12 protein-coding genes and 1 riboswitch are annotated in these 13,831 nt (G+C 37.4%); of the genes, 10 read left to right on the top strand and 2 right to left on the bottom strand.

Annotated features, from left to right (window positions below):
* The first annotated feature begins 213 nt into the window (after positions 1–213).
* The 6 genes from MHH64_RS16245 (at position 214) to MHH64_RS16220 (ending at position 7,710) form a co-directional block, all read left to right on the top strand.
* Complete coding sequence (locus MHH64_RS16245) at positions 214–2,373, top strand: DNA topoisomerase (RefSeq protein WP_340002023.1); 2,160 nt, start codon at positions 214–216, stop codon at positions 2,371–2,373.
* A gap of 166 nt (positions 2,374–2,539) precedes the next feature.
* A complete protein-coding gene (locus MHH64_RS16240) occupies positions 2,540–2,974 on the top strand; it encodes a hypothetical protein (protein ID WP_095308369.1) in 435 nt (144 codons plus the stop codon).
* 209 nt (positions 2,975–3,183) lie between these two features.
* Positions 3,184–3,951 carry a hypothetical protein gene (locus MHH64_RS16235; RefSeq protein WP_340002022.1) on the top strand — a complete coding sequence of 256 codons (768 nt, stop codon included), beginning with the start codon at positions 3,184–3,186 and terminating at the stop codon, positions 3,949–3,951.
* Positions 3,952–4,656, top strand: coding sequence for an SDR family oxidoreductase (locus MHH64_RS16230; RefSeq protein WP_340002021.1), 705 nt, complete (start codon positions 3,952–3,954; stop codon positions 4,654–4,656).
* 202 nt (positions 4,657–4,858) lie between these two features.
* Positions 4,859–6,067 carry an NAD(P)/FAD-dependent oxidoreductase gene (locus tag MHH64_RS16225; protein WP_251659104.1) on the top strand — a complete coding sequence of 403 codons (1,209 nt, stop codon included), beginning with the start codon at positions 4,859–4,861 and terminating at the stop codon, positions 6,065–6,067.
* Positions 6,068–6,837: 770 nt separating this feature from the next.
* A complete protein-coding gene (locus MHH64_RS16220; RefSeq protein WP_303448245.1) occupies positions 6,838–7,710 on the top strand; it encodes a VanW family protein in 873 nt (290 codons plus the stop codon).
* A 92-nt stretch (positions 7,711–7,802) separates the two neighbouring features.
* Here the strand turns inward: MHH64_RS16220 and MHH64_RS16215 are convergent, their stop codons facing one another.
* Positions 7,803–8,339 (bottom strand): YceI family protein, encoded by a 537-nt coding sequence (locus MHH64_RS16215; RefSeq protein ID WP_118888997.1) that lies wholly within the window; start codon positions 8,337–8,339, stop codon positions 7,803–7,805.
* A 308-nt stretch (positions 8,340–8,647) separates the two neighbouring features.
* On the opposite strand from MHH64_RS16215, the gene MHH64_RS16210 reads away from it, so the two are divergent.
* The 3 genes from MHH64_RS16210 (at position 8,648) to MHH64_RS16200 (ending at position 11,774) form a co-directional block, all read left to right on the top strand.
* On the top strand, positions 8,648–10,429 hold the full coding sequence (locus MHH64_RS16210) for a M3 family oligoendopeptidase (RefSeq protein ID WP_251659100.1): 1,782 nt from the start codon (positions 8,648–8,650) through the stop codon (positions 10,427–10,429).
* A gap of 71 nt (positions 10,430–10,500) precedes the next feature.
* Positions 10,501–10,604, top strand: a riboswitch (TPP riboswitch).
* A 384-nt stretch (positions 10,605–10,988) separates the two neighbouring features.
* A complete protein-coding gene (gene thiT / locus MHH64_RS16205) occupies positions 10,989–11,558 on the top strand; it encodes an energy-coupled thiamine transporter ThiT (RefSeq protein WP_095308377.1) in 570 nt (189 codons plus the stop codon).
* Positions 11,559–11,633: 75 nt separating this feature from the next.
* A complete protein-coding gene (locus MHH64_RS16200) occupies positions 11,634–11,774 on the top strand; it encodes a hypothetical protein (protein WP_168927286.1) in 141 nt (46 codons plus the stop codon).
* A 98-nt stretch (positions 11,775–11,872) separates the two neighbouring features.
* Here the strand turns inward: MHH64_RS16200 and MHH64_RS16195 are convergent, their stop codons facing one another.
* Entirely contained in the window at positions 11,873–12,223 is a 351-nt protein-coding gene (locus MHH64_RS16195; protein ID WP_118888995.1) for a general stress protein, read from the bottom strand.
* A gap of 134 nt (positions 12,224–12,357) precedes the next feature.
* Here MHH64_RS16195 and MHH64_RS16190 point away from each other — a divergent pair, with 134 nt between their 5' ends.
* The gene (locus MHH64_RS16190; protein WP_340002020.1) at positions 12,358–13,779 is read left to right on the top strand and encodes a hypothetical protein; all 1,422 of its coding nucleotides are present in this window, start codon (positions 12,358–12,360) and stop codon (positions 13,777–13,779) included.
* Positions 13,780–13,831: the final 52 nt, after the last annotated feature.

The following is a 13,831-nucleotide window of genomic DNA, read 5'->3' as shown; positions in this document are numbered from 1 at the left end:
CTTCACGGATCGCAAAAATGTCTTTGTAGTGGTGCAGAAAAAAATATAACAGTATTTGAATGCAGCCTATCTATTCTTAGCCAAGTTCGGTATAGGAATCAATTAGAAAAAAAGTGTAATCTATGGCATAATAGTATATCGAACGAATGTTTCTAAACGAGAATAACGGAAAATTAATAGATATGGAGTTAAAGGATAGGGGATGAATTCGAATTGGGAGTCCAATTAATACTAGCAGAAAAACCATCCGTCGCAAAAAACATTGCAGACGCATTGAAAATAAAAACGAAGAAAGATGGCTATTTTGAAGGAAACAACTATATCATTACTTGGGCGTTTGGGCATCTTGTAGAGTTATACGATGCGAAAGACTATGATGGAAAAATGCGAAGCTGGAAAATGGATAATTTTCCTTTTATCCCTTCTGAATTTAAATATAAAGTAAAAAGCAATCCTCGGAATCGATCACAAACAGATGGTGGAGCTGCAAAACAGTTAAAAATAATCCATTCACTAATGAAACGAAATGATCTGGAAGCAATTATTTCAGCATGTGATTACGACCGGGAAGGGCAGCTAATCGGGGACAGTATTATCTACCGAGGTGGAGTAAAGCCGAAAGCTAGTGTATTTCGCTTGCTCTTAAACGAATGGACACAGAATGAAGTGCTGCAAGGGTTAGAAAACCTCAAACCGAACAATGCAATGCAACCATTGCGAGATGCAGGGATTAGCAGACAATGGGCCGATTGGGTTATAGGTATCAACCTAACCTCTGTTGCAACGTTAAAATATCAACAAGGAAAAAGCAAGGCGTTGAATATAGGCAGGGTACTCTTACCAACCTTAAAAATCATCTATGATCGCGATCAAGAAATAGCTAATTTCAAGCCAGAGGATTATTTTAAACTAACTGCAACGTTCCAGACTGAAGATAACCATGAATATGAAGGAATCTATATAGAAAATAAAGATGAAAAGTTTAAGAAAAAAGAAGTGTTGGAAGAAGTCCACAATTTGATTCAAAACAAACAAGCAACTATTATAGATAAGCAAGTAGAGAAGAAAAAAGAATTTCCTCCGTTTTTATTTAATTTATCCAATCTGCAGGGGTTTATAACGAATAAATATAAGGGATGGACGTCTGATAAAGTTCTAAAGGTGGCCCAATCACTTTATGAGAAAAAACTGATTACATATCCGCGAACCTCTAGTATTGCTTTAGAAGAAAGTCTGGTTGCGAAAACAGCCCACGTGTTAAAGGTGCATTCCGAGGACCTCCCATATGAAGATGAAATCAAATTTATGAAAACAAAGCGTGTCTTTAATAACGCGAAAGTGGAGAGCCATAGTGCAATCATTCCAACATATGTAAAACCGAAACGACTTTCAGCAGATGAAGGAATTGTATATTCGGCAATAAAAAACCGTTTTATAATGCAGTTTATGCCAATAGCTATATATGAGGAGACAAAGCTGGTCACGAAAGTTTTAGAAACGGATCTACGTGGTTTTTTTCATTCAAAAGGTAAAGTGCAACTTGTTGAAGGCTGGAAAAAAGTTGAGAAAATACAATCAAAAGATACGATTCTTCCGTTTGTGGGCTTAAATGAACATGTTCAATTAATTGGCTCTGAGGTCACTACGCATGTAACGAAGCCGCCAAAGCATCATACGGAAAGAACATTGCTTCGTGTTATGGAGACCTGTGGTAAAAGTTATAAAGAGGATGAAAGTGAAGAGCTAATGGGTAGTATTCTAACCGGATTTAGTATCGGGACAGCTGCAACAAGAGCAGAGACGATTAAAAAGCTGAAGGATGTAGGATATATTACTACAGAAAGTAAAAATTTACTTTGTACAGAGCTTGGCAAGCGCCTTGTTGAGACTTTTCCGGTTAAAAACCTTTTTGATTTGGAATTCACTGGACGTCTTGAGAAAGCATTGTCTGATATACAAAAAGGAAAAGCGAGCAAGCAAGAGTTCCTTCGACTAGTATTTCATTTTACAACGGAGTCGGTTGAATCAATTAAATGTGCAGAGGACGTTATTATTAACAAAGTAACCTCATCGCGCGCAACCAATGAAGTTTTAGGGACTTGTCCACAATGTGGCGGCAAGGTGACAGACGGTTTTAAAGCTTTTGGCTGCAGCAATTGGAAGAAAGGCTGTACGTTTGTGATTTGGAAAAATGATAAATATTTAGCTTCGATGCGTAAAAAGCCGACGAAGACAATGGTAAAAATGTTATTAAAAGAAAAGAAAGCCTTTGTTAAAGGCCTTACAAGTAAAGGTGGAAAAAAGTTTAACGCCTATTTAAGCTATGAAAAAAATAACAACAATGATTATTATAGCTGGAAAATGGAATTTTAACTAAGTAAATCTAAAATGGACGTAAAGAAAATGTGTAATTATCAGTTTTTAAGCTTTTAAGTGGAAAATGGTGTATACTTAATAGTAGAGGTAGCATAATTCTATAAACGGAGATCTTGAGAATTATATTTGCGATGCTAATTTTCCTCGGGACAGGATGACGAACATGAAAAAAGTTATCGTAAGTACAAAGGAGAACCTGGGTTATGGTACATTAATATGGGTAAATGCGAGCAACCGTAAAGTATATCGCAGCAGTAAAAGTATTTCTGCTGATACTTCTTTCCATAGTTATGATTCACATTTTATGGGAATGGTTGATAAGCTGTACAAAGATCAGGAAAAACATCCCCTTTTATTTAAACAGATGCTTGAAAAATCGAACCGGATTTTTGGTGTATGTTTAAACAAACGACGTAATACAGATGGTTCAAAAGACATGAAGGTTCTATTTTTCCGGGACTGGGACAGTGTTCAGGACTTTGCTGAAAATGGCTTCCCAAAACTTGTAAAAGCAGAAGTAAAGAGAAGGAAAGCAGCCAAACAAAAATGGTTGGAGAGAGGGAAGTTATTCTCAGAAACGAAAAAAATATCACAATAGAGTGAATCTTATTAGATAAGATAAGCTGTCCATCAGGTGTGTTGCCTGATAGGAACAGCTTTTTTGTTTGTATAAAAAGCAACGTACCCCTTAGAGAAGTATAACAAAACTGATAAAAAATTTGGAAATTAATCCAAATAAAGCTTACAATGGAAGAAAAGAGTTAGAATTTGATAAATATAGACAAATAATATAGGAGTGGAGTGAACGTGCGAAATAAAAAACTTATCGTTATTAATGTTTTGACATTAATCGCGTTTATTTTTGTAGTTATGATTGGAATAAACCGAATAGACGCTACAAAGGATGAATATGGGGCAATACAGGAAGAAGAAGCTGAAAAAGATGAGCTTGCAGACAAGGAATTGTTTGAACTTGAACCAAAAGAGGAGTTAAGCTTTCATACACCGGCAGCATTTATTATAAAAAGCAATGCTGGTTTACAATCTTTTCAAGAAATCGCCTTAACGCTAAAAAATAACAAACTAATAGTTGAGGCTGATGCTGCAGAAGAATCGGAAGAAGACCTGTTACAGGTTGAGGAGGAAGAAGTGGTTGATGCAGATCATTCAACTTCTAATATAATTAATGGTACGACAAATCAAGCGCCTACAAGCAATCATACTGTAGAAACGAAAATAACTACGGACCAGATTCAAAAGCCGAATAATGGGAAAAAAGACAAAACTAGAGAAAATCATCAAAGTAAAAAGAAAGAACATGATGATAAAGAAATAAAGGATGAACCAGACCAACCAAAGAATCCACATGAAGAAGAAGGACAGCCACAAAGCCCATCAGAGGAATCCGACGAAGATAATAAAGAAGTAGAAATCCCAGTTGAGACAGATGAACCGAATCCAGAAGATCCTGTGAATCCACCAGTTGATGGACCAAAACAACCAGATTCAGATTCCCCTAAAGAAATTAAAGAGAAATCGAGTGAACAAAATAGTAATTTTCAAGGAGGAATATAAATGTTGAAGCTAAAAGGAAAAACAGCAGTTGTAACAGGTGCAAGTAGTGGAATAGGAGTCGCCATTGCAAAGCAGTTGGCAAATGAAGGAGCGGATGTTGTCCTTGCAGCTCGAAGGAAGGACAAGTTAGAACAAGTTGTAAAAGAGATAAACAGCTTAGGAAAAGGCAAAGCATTAGCTGTTTCAACGGATGTTTCACAGCAGAATAATGTTGACTCAATGGTAGATTACGCGATTGAAGCTTTTGGGAAGATTGATATTTATGTGAATAATGCTGGTTTGGTTGGAGACGGTATAGTAAGAAATGAAAATGTTAAAGCATGGGAACAGATGATTGATGTGAATATTAAAGGTGTACTTTATGGTACTCATGCAGTCTTGCCAGGTATGATTGAGAGGTCTTCTGGTCATATCATTAATATTTCTTCTGTATCGGGTCAAGAAGTAACAAAGTCCACTACGGTTTATAGTGCTACTAAATTTGCTGTTCGTGCAATTTCAATGGGTTTAGAAAAAGAATTAGCAAGGACAGGGGTACGTGTAACGAATATTTCGCCAGGGATGGTTGAAACAGAAAGAAATAGTGAACGATTACCAAATGACCGAAAGCCTCTCCAGACAGACGACATAGCAAAGGCAGTCATCTATGCGTTGACGCAACCTGATTATGTAAATGTAAATGAGATCACAGTTAGACCCGTGTGATTAAAAATAAAATAGATTTTTTAAGAAAAAGTTAAGGAATATTAGCCTATTCTAAAGAAATTTGGTATTATAGCAATGTATGAGACAAGTTATGCATGGCCTTAAGCGTCGGGAAATTTAGTAATGATAAATGATTGGAAGCGCTTGTGCCGCTTGTGTTTTATGAATAATTTTAAGGAAAGTAGAAGGGTGGAAAAGATGAATGAGTAAACCAAAAATCGTTGTACTTGGAGCTGGATATGCCGGTCTCGTTGCAACAAGACGTCTATCCCAAAAACTATCCGCAGAAGAAGCGGAGATAGTATTAATTAACAAACATAATTATCATTATGAAAGTACATGGCTTCATGAAGTTGCTGCAGGTACAATTAATCCAAACCAAGCACGCTTTATGCTGACTGATGTAGTAAATCCGAAAAAAGTTCGTTTAATTTACGATACTGTACAAGAAGTAAAGAAAGACGAAAAGCGTGTTGTATTGGAAAACAGTGAAGTTTCTTACGACTACTTAATTGTTGCACTTGGATTTGTTTCAAATACGTTTGGTATTCCAGGAATGGAAGAACATGCATATGCAATTGAAGATATTGATTCAAGTCGTCTAATTGCAGAGCATATTGAATATCAATTTGCTAAATATGCAACGAATGATAATGCTAGTGAGGATAGCCTGACAATTTTAGTTGGTGGTGGCGGATTCACTGGAATTGAATTCGTTGGTGAATTAGCTGAAAAAGTACCACAGCTATGCAAGAAATATGATATTGATCGTAGTAAAGCTCGCATCATCAATGTAGAAGCAGCTCCATCTATTCTTCCTGTCTTTGACGAAGATCTGGTTACATATGCGAAAAAGTCGCTTGAAGATCGCGGTGTAGAATTTAGAATTGGTGCTCCAATTAAAGAATGTACAGAAGAAGGATTCATCGTTGGTGATGATAAAGAATTAATTAAAGCTGGAACTGTTGTGTGGACAGGCGGTGTCACTGGAAATCCTGTACTTGCAAAATCAGGTTTCGAAGTATTTAAAGGTAAAGTAAACGTTGATGCTGACTTAAGAGTTCCGGGTGTTGAGGACATCTTTATTCTGGGTGACTGCTCATGGACAATGGATAAAGAATCAGGTAGACCATACCCACCAACAGGTCAGTTAGCTACACAAGAAGGGGCAACGGCAGCTGATAATATTATTGCTTTATTACGTAACGAGCCATTGAAGGATTTTGTATTTTCTAATAAAGGTACAGTAGCATCTCTAGGTATTAGCGATGGTATCGGAAATATTCTTGATGGCACAAAATTAAGAGGTAAAGCAGCAGCAGCAATGAAAAAAGTTGTTGATGACCGTTCACTTTACATGGTAGGTGGACCAAAAACAGTTCTGAAAAAAGGTAAATTCCGTCTATTCTAGTGTGTGTTCAAAAAAGAGGCTGAAAAGGACCGAGAAGTTCGAGGCGGCGGAGTTTTGAGTACCGAGTTGCCACAGGATGTGGTGACTTCGATGTTCGACACAGGACGTGTCGGTTTTTATTTAGTCGAAGTTCCTTTATTCTCGATGTGTCATTTACACCGGACTTCTTTAACATCCTCTTCTAAGCAATTTTATCAAAATAAGCACTAAATCTGGGAGGTAGTTTCAATGAAAAAGCCATTATGCGGGTTATTGCTTGTGTTGCTATCCATTGTCGGATATCGAATTGCGAGTGATTATTTAGAAGATAATCGAGACTTTAGATAAGCGATAAAGACCATCAAAACTTTAGTTTTGATGGTCTTTCTTTATGAAATCTATAGAAGATAGAAACTTCGTACTAACTCCTCAGTTTCTATCTTCTAGTAACTTCAATAATCGCTGTCTGGGATCGCTACGGGCGAATTTTCCCTGACAAGTAGGTCACCTTGAACTCATCTCTGGCAAATAGAAAAAGAATAAGAAGAATCAACCGAGGGAAGGCTTATCAAGCAGATTAGAAAAAATAGTGAAAAATCTACTGAGATGGAAGTCAAGTCGACAACTCCATGCTTTGGAAATTAAGTTGACAGTGCTTTCCCCCTTAATGGCACATTACGACGCACTTTCTTTCAAATGTAATGATTAGCAAGTTTCTTCTCAAAAATTCAATGTCTCCCACAGGAATGAATTCATTCGTTTGATTCATACTAACGGTGGGAGGTGTTGTTTTGCGCTTGTTTTTATGTGCTTTGTTATTACTAGTAGGTACTCCGCTTTATGCCCAAGCCAGCCCTATTCAACTGAAAAACAAGGTGATTACCTTAAAAAAAGTAGAAATTGAACAGTATGGATTAGATGTAATTGATGCTTCTTTTATAGACAATAATAAATTACACAAACTTATGGATAGTCTGGAAAGTGAAGTTTACCAAGAGCCTCAGGACGCCTTTTTTAAAAAAGATGGAAGAATTATTGCTGAAAAGCTGGGAGCGGCTTTAGACAGAGATAAATTCGAGTATTTATTTAGGGAATTATATTATAGTGATAAAAATGGAAAGCTTCATGTACCTGTATTTCCAGTTTATCCTAAGGTTGACTCTGGTTTACTTAAGGAAATAAGCACAAAAGCACTTGGAAGTTATTCAACCTACTATAATCAACGTAATTCTGAGCGAACCGATAATATTGCTCTCGCTGCCGAAGCAATTAATAATACGGTTATTTTTCCTAGAGAGACATTTTCGTTTAACGAAGTAGTCGGAGAAAGAACTGTTGAAAGAGGCTATAAGAAAGCTCCCGTGATTGTAAAAGGCGAGTTGGCGGAAGATATTGGTGGCGGTATTTGTCAAGTATCATCAACGCTTTTTAATGCAGTGGATCTAAAAGGGATTCAAATTGTAGAAAGATATGCACATAGCAGACGTGTTCCATATGTACCGCTGGGAAGAGATGCAACTGTTAGTTGGTGGGGGCCAGATTTTGTGTTTAAAAATTTATATAATGAACCAGTCTTAATTCGAGCCAGTTCACAAAATGGAAGAATGCTTGTTACAATTTACTCCTCAGATACCGTAGAATATTTTAACGGAAATGCAGAATAATCTGTAAGCACTTGCTTTTTAGAGGCTAGGTTGAATATAGGTTAAAGTGAAAAGCACAAGTAACTTATGCAAGTCACTTGTGCTTTATGTGATTATCCTTGTTTGTGAAGTTCAAGTTCGAAGTGGATTTTAACATCTTCGCCAACGAGTACACCACCAGTTTCAACTGCTGCGTTCCACGTTAAACCAAATTCTTTACGGTTAATTGTTGTTGTACCACTGAAACCAGCTACAGTTGCTCCGCCCATTGGATCTTTACTTTGTCCTTCAAACGTTACGTCAAGTGTAGCAGGCTTTGTAGTTCCGCGAATTGTTAATTCACCAACAACATCATATTGATTAGAAGCTGTTTTCTTAATGTCTGTTGCAACAAATGTCATGTTCGGATGGTTCTCAGCATCAAAGAAATCTGCTGAACGTAAATGATTGTCACGATCCTCATTTCGTGTGTTAATACTATTTGTATCAATTGTTACTTCAATTTTTGCGTCTGTCATATCTTCAACATCTGCTTCAATTACTGCATCAAATTTATCAAACGTTCCTTTTGCTTTCGAAATCATCATATGCTTTACTGAGAAACCAACCTCACTATGAACTTGGTCAACGGTCCAAACTGTTTTTGCCATATTAAACTACCTCCATTTATTATAATTACTTTCTGTTACTAAGTATATATTCATAATCAACTGATGTCAACTGGTTTTAATTAAAAATAAATTAATTAAAACTAAATTAACATTTCATTATGGTATATTCCCGGAAGAATTGAAGGTAAAACATGCTTCATTCATTTTTTAGTTTTAAAGCACTTGATTTTAAGCGGGGTAAAAAAATAAGTATATAAATTTTTTCCAATTCCGTGATTATCATCTGAAATTTCGTTATAATATGAAGATAGGGTAAAAGATAAATTATCAAATTAAGGGGAGATTTCATGCAGTTGACTTTAAATCCAAGATGGGACTTGGATACACTATTTCCGGGTGGAAGCGAATCAGAACAATTTCAAGCGTACGTTGATAATATAAAAGATGAAATGAAGGGGCTTTCAGTGATGGTGGAGCAATTTAATCCACAGGAGGAAGACTATGAATCTGAATTTGTGCAGATTATACATAAATTAGAAACGACAGTCAAAAAACTTCGTGAGGCCTCTGCTTTTGTAAGCTGTCTCAGCGCACAAAACGTAAAGGATGAGAAAGCCGATATATTAGTTGGGCAGCGAAGTGTTTTATCAGCAGAGATGGGGTCTATTACAACAAAATTAGATCAAAAGTTAATTATAATTCCAGATTCGAGTTGGGAAGCCTTATTGCAACTCCCTGAATTAGTGGATATTGCATTTGTTTTAGATGAAAACAGAACAGAAGCAAAAGAAAAACTTCCTGAAGAACAAGAAGTACTAATCAATGATTTAGCGGTAGATGGCTATCATGCTTGGAATCAAATGTATGGAGCAATCGTAGGAAACATGACCGTGGAAATTGAAGAGAAAGGAGAACACAAGAGCTATTCTGTAGGTCAAGCGTCCAATAAACTAACAAGTCCTGATCGTAAGGTACGTAAACATGTTTTCGATCAGCTGAGTAATGCTTGGGAAGAACAATCTGCATTATTTAGTCAGACTTTAAATCATTTAGCCGGCTTTCGTTTGGAAACATACAAACACCGTGGATGGGAACATGTTTTAAAGGAACCGTTAGCAATAAACCGGATGAAAAAAGAAACGTTGGATGCAATGTGGACAGCTATTATAAATAATAAAAAGCATTTTGTAACGTATTTAAATAAAAAAGCAGATTTACTCGGTTTAGAGAAATTAAGTATTTACGATATCAGTGCTCCAGTCAGTACGACTGTAAAAACATCAAGCTATACAGAAGGTGCGAAATTTATTGTTGATCAATTTCAAACGTTCAGCCCGAAGATGGCAGGATTTGCAAAAATGGCATTTGAAGAAAGGTGGATTGAAGCGGAAGATCGTGCAGGTAAACGACCTGGTGGATTTTGTACGAGTTTCCCAGATAGTGAACAGACACGCATATTTATGACGTATTCAGGTACATCATCAAATATTTCTACTCTTGCCCATGAATTAGGTCACGCATACCATCAGCATGTGATGAATGATGTTAATGGTTTAAATCAGCGTTACGCAATGAATGTAGCTGAAACTGCCTCCACTTTTGCGGAAATGATTGTAGCAGATGCTTCTGTAAGAAATGCCCAAACGAAAGAAGAAAAACTCGCGTTACTGGAAGACAAAATTCAACGTAGTGTCGCCTTTTTTATGAATATTCATGCAAGGTTTTTATTTGAAACGCGATTTTATGAAGCGCGTAAGCAAGGGATGGTTTCTTCACAGCGCTTAAATGAATTAATGGTCGAAGCACAAAAGGAAGCTTATTGTAATAGTTTAGAAGAATATGATCCAAACTTTTGGTCCTCTAAACTACATTTTCATATTACAGGTGTTCCGTTTTATAATTTTCCATATACATTTGGCTATTTATTTAGCCTTGGTATTTACGCGTATGCAAAGGAGAAAGGCGGCAGCTTCGAGGATGATTATATTGCCTTACTAAGAGATACTGGTCGAATGACAGTAGAAGAGCTCGCAAAAAAGCATTTAAATGCTGATCTCACGAAACCGGAATTTTGGGAAAGTGCTATTGGATTATGTGTAGAAGATGTAAAGGAGTTTCAACGTTTATAATTGTTTTTGTAATTAATTTGTTCAATTCAAATAAATAAGGTACAATACAGGTAACAAAAAAGTAAATAGAAAAAGCCTGCAGGGGGAGTCGTTTTGACTGAGAGTGAACATTATTGTTCAGACCCTTTGAACCTGTTAGTTAATTCTAGCGTAGGGATGGTAGTCTTTTTGATGGAATAAAAAAAGTAATGTGAGCGAAGCAGACTACTTAATTGTAGTCACCATCAGAAAGCTTCCCTTGACATTACTTTTTTGCGTCTAAAATGCGATAAAGGTATATGTTCAAAAGGAGGATAAAAAGGACCGAGGTCGGCTACAGTTGCAACGCCCTGGGGCTGTGTTTACTCGCCCCACAGAAAAGCTTTGTTGCAACACCGACACTAGCACGTCCTGTGCGTCGAAGTTCGAGGCGGCGTAACTCCCCCGGACCAGGCTTCCACAGGATCTGGTGACTTCTGTGTTGCTCACAGGACGTGGGCGATTTTAGCAGAAGATCCCCTGCGATGCGTCATTTTTACCGAACTTTTTGAACTGCCTCTAAAAGGGAGAGTACTTAACATTGAATTCAAAACGTACGTTATTTTTGGTAGAGGTAGCGATTTTTACTGCTTTAGCACTTCTCTTAGACATCCTTCCAATATCATTTAAAATTTGGGCGCAAGGCGGATCTGTTTCGTTTGCGATGATCCCGGTTTTTATTGTTGCGTTCCGTTGGGGGATTAAAGGGGGATTGCTCTCGGGATTCCTTTGGGGAGTTTTGCAAGTGGCAACAGGAACGGCTTACGTTCTAGAACCATTACAAGGATTTATTGATTATGCAATTGCCTTTACGGTACTTGGCTTTGCTGGTTTGTTTGCTAAGAAAATTCAGGAGGCTGTTAAATCCGGCGAATCGAAGACGTATTTAACCTATATTACGCTTGGTGTTTTCGTTGGCTCTGCATTACGCTTCGTCGCTCATTATGTGGCGGGTATTGTGTTCTTTGGTTCGGCCGTCGAAGGGCAGCCAGCTTGGTTATATTCATTAATTTATAATGCATCTTACATGGTTCCATCTTTTATTATCAGCACTGTAATTGTATTTTTCTTGTTCCACAAGCAGCCAAGAACATTATTAAATGCTGCGTAAAATGTTATACATTCGCTCACATAAGAATAACCTCTTTTAAGAAGAGGTTATTCTTTTTAGGAAGGAGATAAAGTAATGCAAGAGTTAATCGGTATATGTGTGGAATGTTTGGAAGAAATCTATTGTGAGAATGGTTTCTTTGATGGTGTACACAAAGAGGGAAAATTATTTTGTAATGATTGTGCAGATAGGGAGGAAGGACATGGTATCACATAATAGAAGAAAAATCTCCCAAAAGTCTTAGGGAGAATGGGCAGTTGGGAATGCCCCATGCTCCTAAGACTTTTGGGAGGTCAGATTTTCTGTATACGTATTTACACGAGCATTTCTTCTACGAAATCATGATTGGTAACGATCAGTAGAATCTTGCCGTCATCCAAATCCTCTTCGTAATTTTCTGCTTCTACAGTAGTGACACCAATCTCCTTCAGCTTCGTACGTAATTCATCACCTTGACTATTAAACATATTCCCTACGGCACTTGAAAAATCCATCTCTTTCATCCCAATTGTATTCGCATCCACACCTTCTGCTAGACGACCAGTTCTTTCATCATCATGTGTAAGAATATAAATATCGTCTCTTGCTACACCTTTTGTTTTTAATTTCGTAATGTCAAGTTTAATTTGTGTTTCATCTACATATTCTTTTACATATGGTTTCATGTATAAATTCCTCCTTTTGAAGTTATATATTATGTACCCGTTGTTTAATTAATAAAACATCCAGTGTTCGAATCTGTCGCATAACGCGATTTTTACGCATAGGTTATAGCACATCCAAAAGGGAGGAATACGTAATGGTTTTAACATTTTCCCATGTGCTTTATGGCTTATTTACGCTTATTGTTATCTTAACAATGATATTTCGTAAAGGTGTTGTATTTCCGACACTATTAGGTACCTTTATTATTGGTTGTTTTTACACTGGGAGTATTGTAGATGGACTGACGACAATCTTTCGCGCTAATTTAGTAGCTGCGCAAGAGCTATTCAATATATTTCTAATTATCACCTTTATGCTTGCGTTATTACATGCACTTCGAGATTTAGAAGCAGACAGAAGGATGGTTGAACCGTTCGAGAAAATGATGGTGAATGGTCATGTTTCCTTTTTTGTCCTAGTAGGGGTTACTTATGTTATATCGCTATTCTTCTGGCCCACTCCTGCAGTTCCATTGATTTGCGCGTTGCTCGTTCCAGCTGCGGTACGTTCTGGATTACCAGCAATGACAGCAGCCGTTGCGATTGCTTTAGCGGGGCAAGGGATGGCACTTTCCTCGGATTATATTGTTCAGGTAGCACCTGGACTATCTGCTGCATCTGCTGGTGTTGATATTGCAACAGTTGCTGATAAAGCCATGATTTTATCGCTTGTTACTGGAGGAGTAGCCATTCTGTTTGCATATGCATTGCTGCGGAAAGGAATTCGAAAAAAGGGCGATGCACGAATTGAAAAAGATTTAAAAGGATTACAGTCTACAACAACTTCAAATCATAAAGCTCAAACAAAACACGTTACATTTTGGAGTAAAACGTTTGCTTTTGTTGTTCCGTTAACATTATTGGCTGTTGTAGGTTTCATGATTTATGAGAAGCTTCTTTCTGGTAGGATGAGTGGTTTAGAAGGAGGGGATGGTGCAGCATTTATTGGGGGAGTAGCAGCTGTTCTATTACTGATTATTACATTTGCATATGGGAGACACCACGCGCTGGATTACATTAGTAATCATATTACAGATGGATTTGTATTTGCATTTAAGGCGATGGGACCTGTGATCCCGATTGCAGGATTCTTCTTTCTGGGAAGCCCTGAATTTTCAGGGAGTATTCTAGGAGTAGAGGAGAATGCGCCAGCACTTTTATTTGATCTTGTTCAGTCAATACAAGATTATCTCCCGCAGAGTGCGTTTCTTGCAGCATTTAGTCTATTAATAATTGGAATCATAACTGGTCTTGATGGATCGGGCTTCTCTGGCTTGCCATTAACAGGGGCATTAGCAGCATCTTTACAAAACAGTGCAATAGATGCATCTACCCTTGCTGCAATCGGACAAATGGGAGCTATTTGGACTGGGGGAGGAACAATTGTAGCTTGGTCTTCCTTAATTGCAATTGCTGGATTTTGTGGGGTATCTGTGATGGACCTCGTACGGAAGAACTTTATTCCGGTAATATGCGGTTTAATTATCGCTACTGTATTTGGAATTTTTCTGCTTTAGGTGCGTTCCGATTTTATAATAGGATATTATTGGTAGAGGAGGAAGCAATCAT

The sequence above is a fragment of the Oceanobacillus sp. FSL K6-0127 genome (assembly GCF_037983385.1).
Taxonomy (GTDB): Bacteria; Bacillota; Bacilli; order Bacillales; family Amphibacillaceae; genus Oceanobacillus; species Oceanobacillus profundus.
Note: the sequence above shows the minus strand (reverse complement) of the source record. Positions and strands in the feature narration are given on the sequence as shown.

Coding starts and splice junctions, on each gene's coding strand:
- MHH64_RS16240 (WP_095308369.1), top strand. CDS start 2,540: ATGAAAAAAGTTATCGTAAGTACAAAGGAGAACCTGGGTTATGGTACA.
- MHH64_RS16230 (WP_340002021.1), top strand. CDS start 3,952: ATGTTGAAGCTAAAAGGAAAAACAGCAGTTGTAACAGGTGCAAGTAGT.
- MHH64_RS16225 (WP_251659104.1), top strand. CDS start 4,859: ATGAGTAAACCAAAAATCGTTGTACTTGGAGCTGGATATGCCGGTCTC.
- MHH64_RS16215 (WP_118888997.1), bottom strand. CDS start 8,339: ATGGCAAAAACAGTTTGGACCGTTGACCAAGTTCATAGTGAGGTTGGT.
- MHH64_RS16210 (WP_251659100.1), top strand. CDS start 8,648: ATGCAGTTGACTTTAAATCCAAGATGGGACTTGGATACACTATTTCCG.
- MHH64_RS16200 (WP_168927286.1), top strand. CDS start 11,634: ATGCAAGAGTTAATCGGTATATGTGTGGAATGTTTGGAAGAAATCTAT.
- MHH64_RS16195 (WP_118888995.1), bottom strand. CDS start 12,223: ATGAAACCATATGTAAAAGAATATGTAGATGAAACACAAATTAAACTT.
- MHH64_RS16190 (WP_340002020.1), top strand. CDS start 12,358: ATGGTTTTAACATTTTCCCATGTGCTTTATGGCTTATTTACGCTTATT.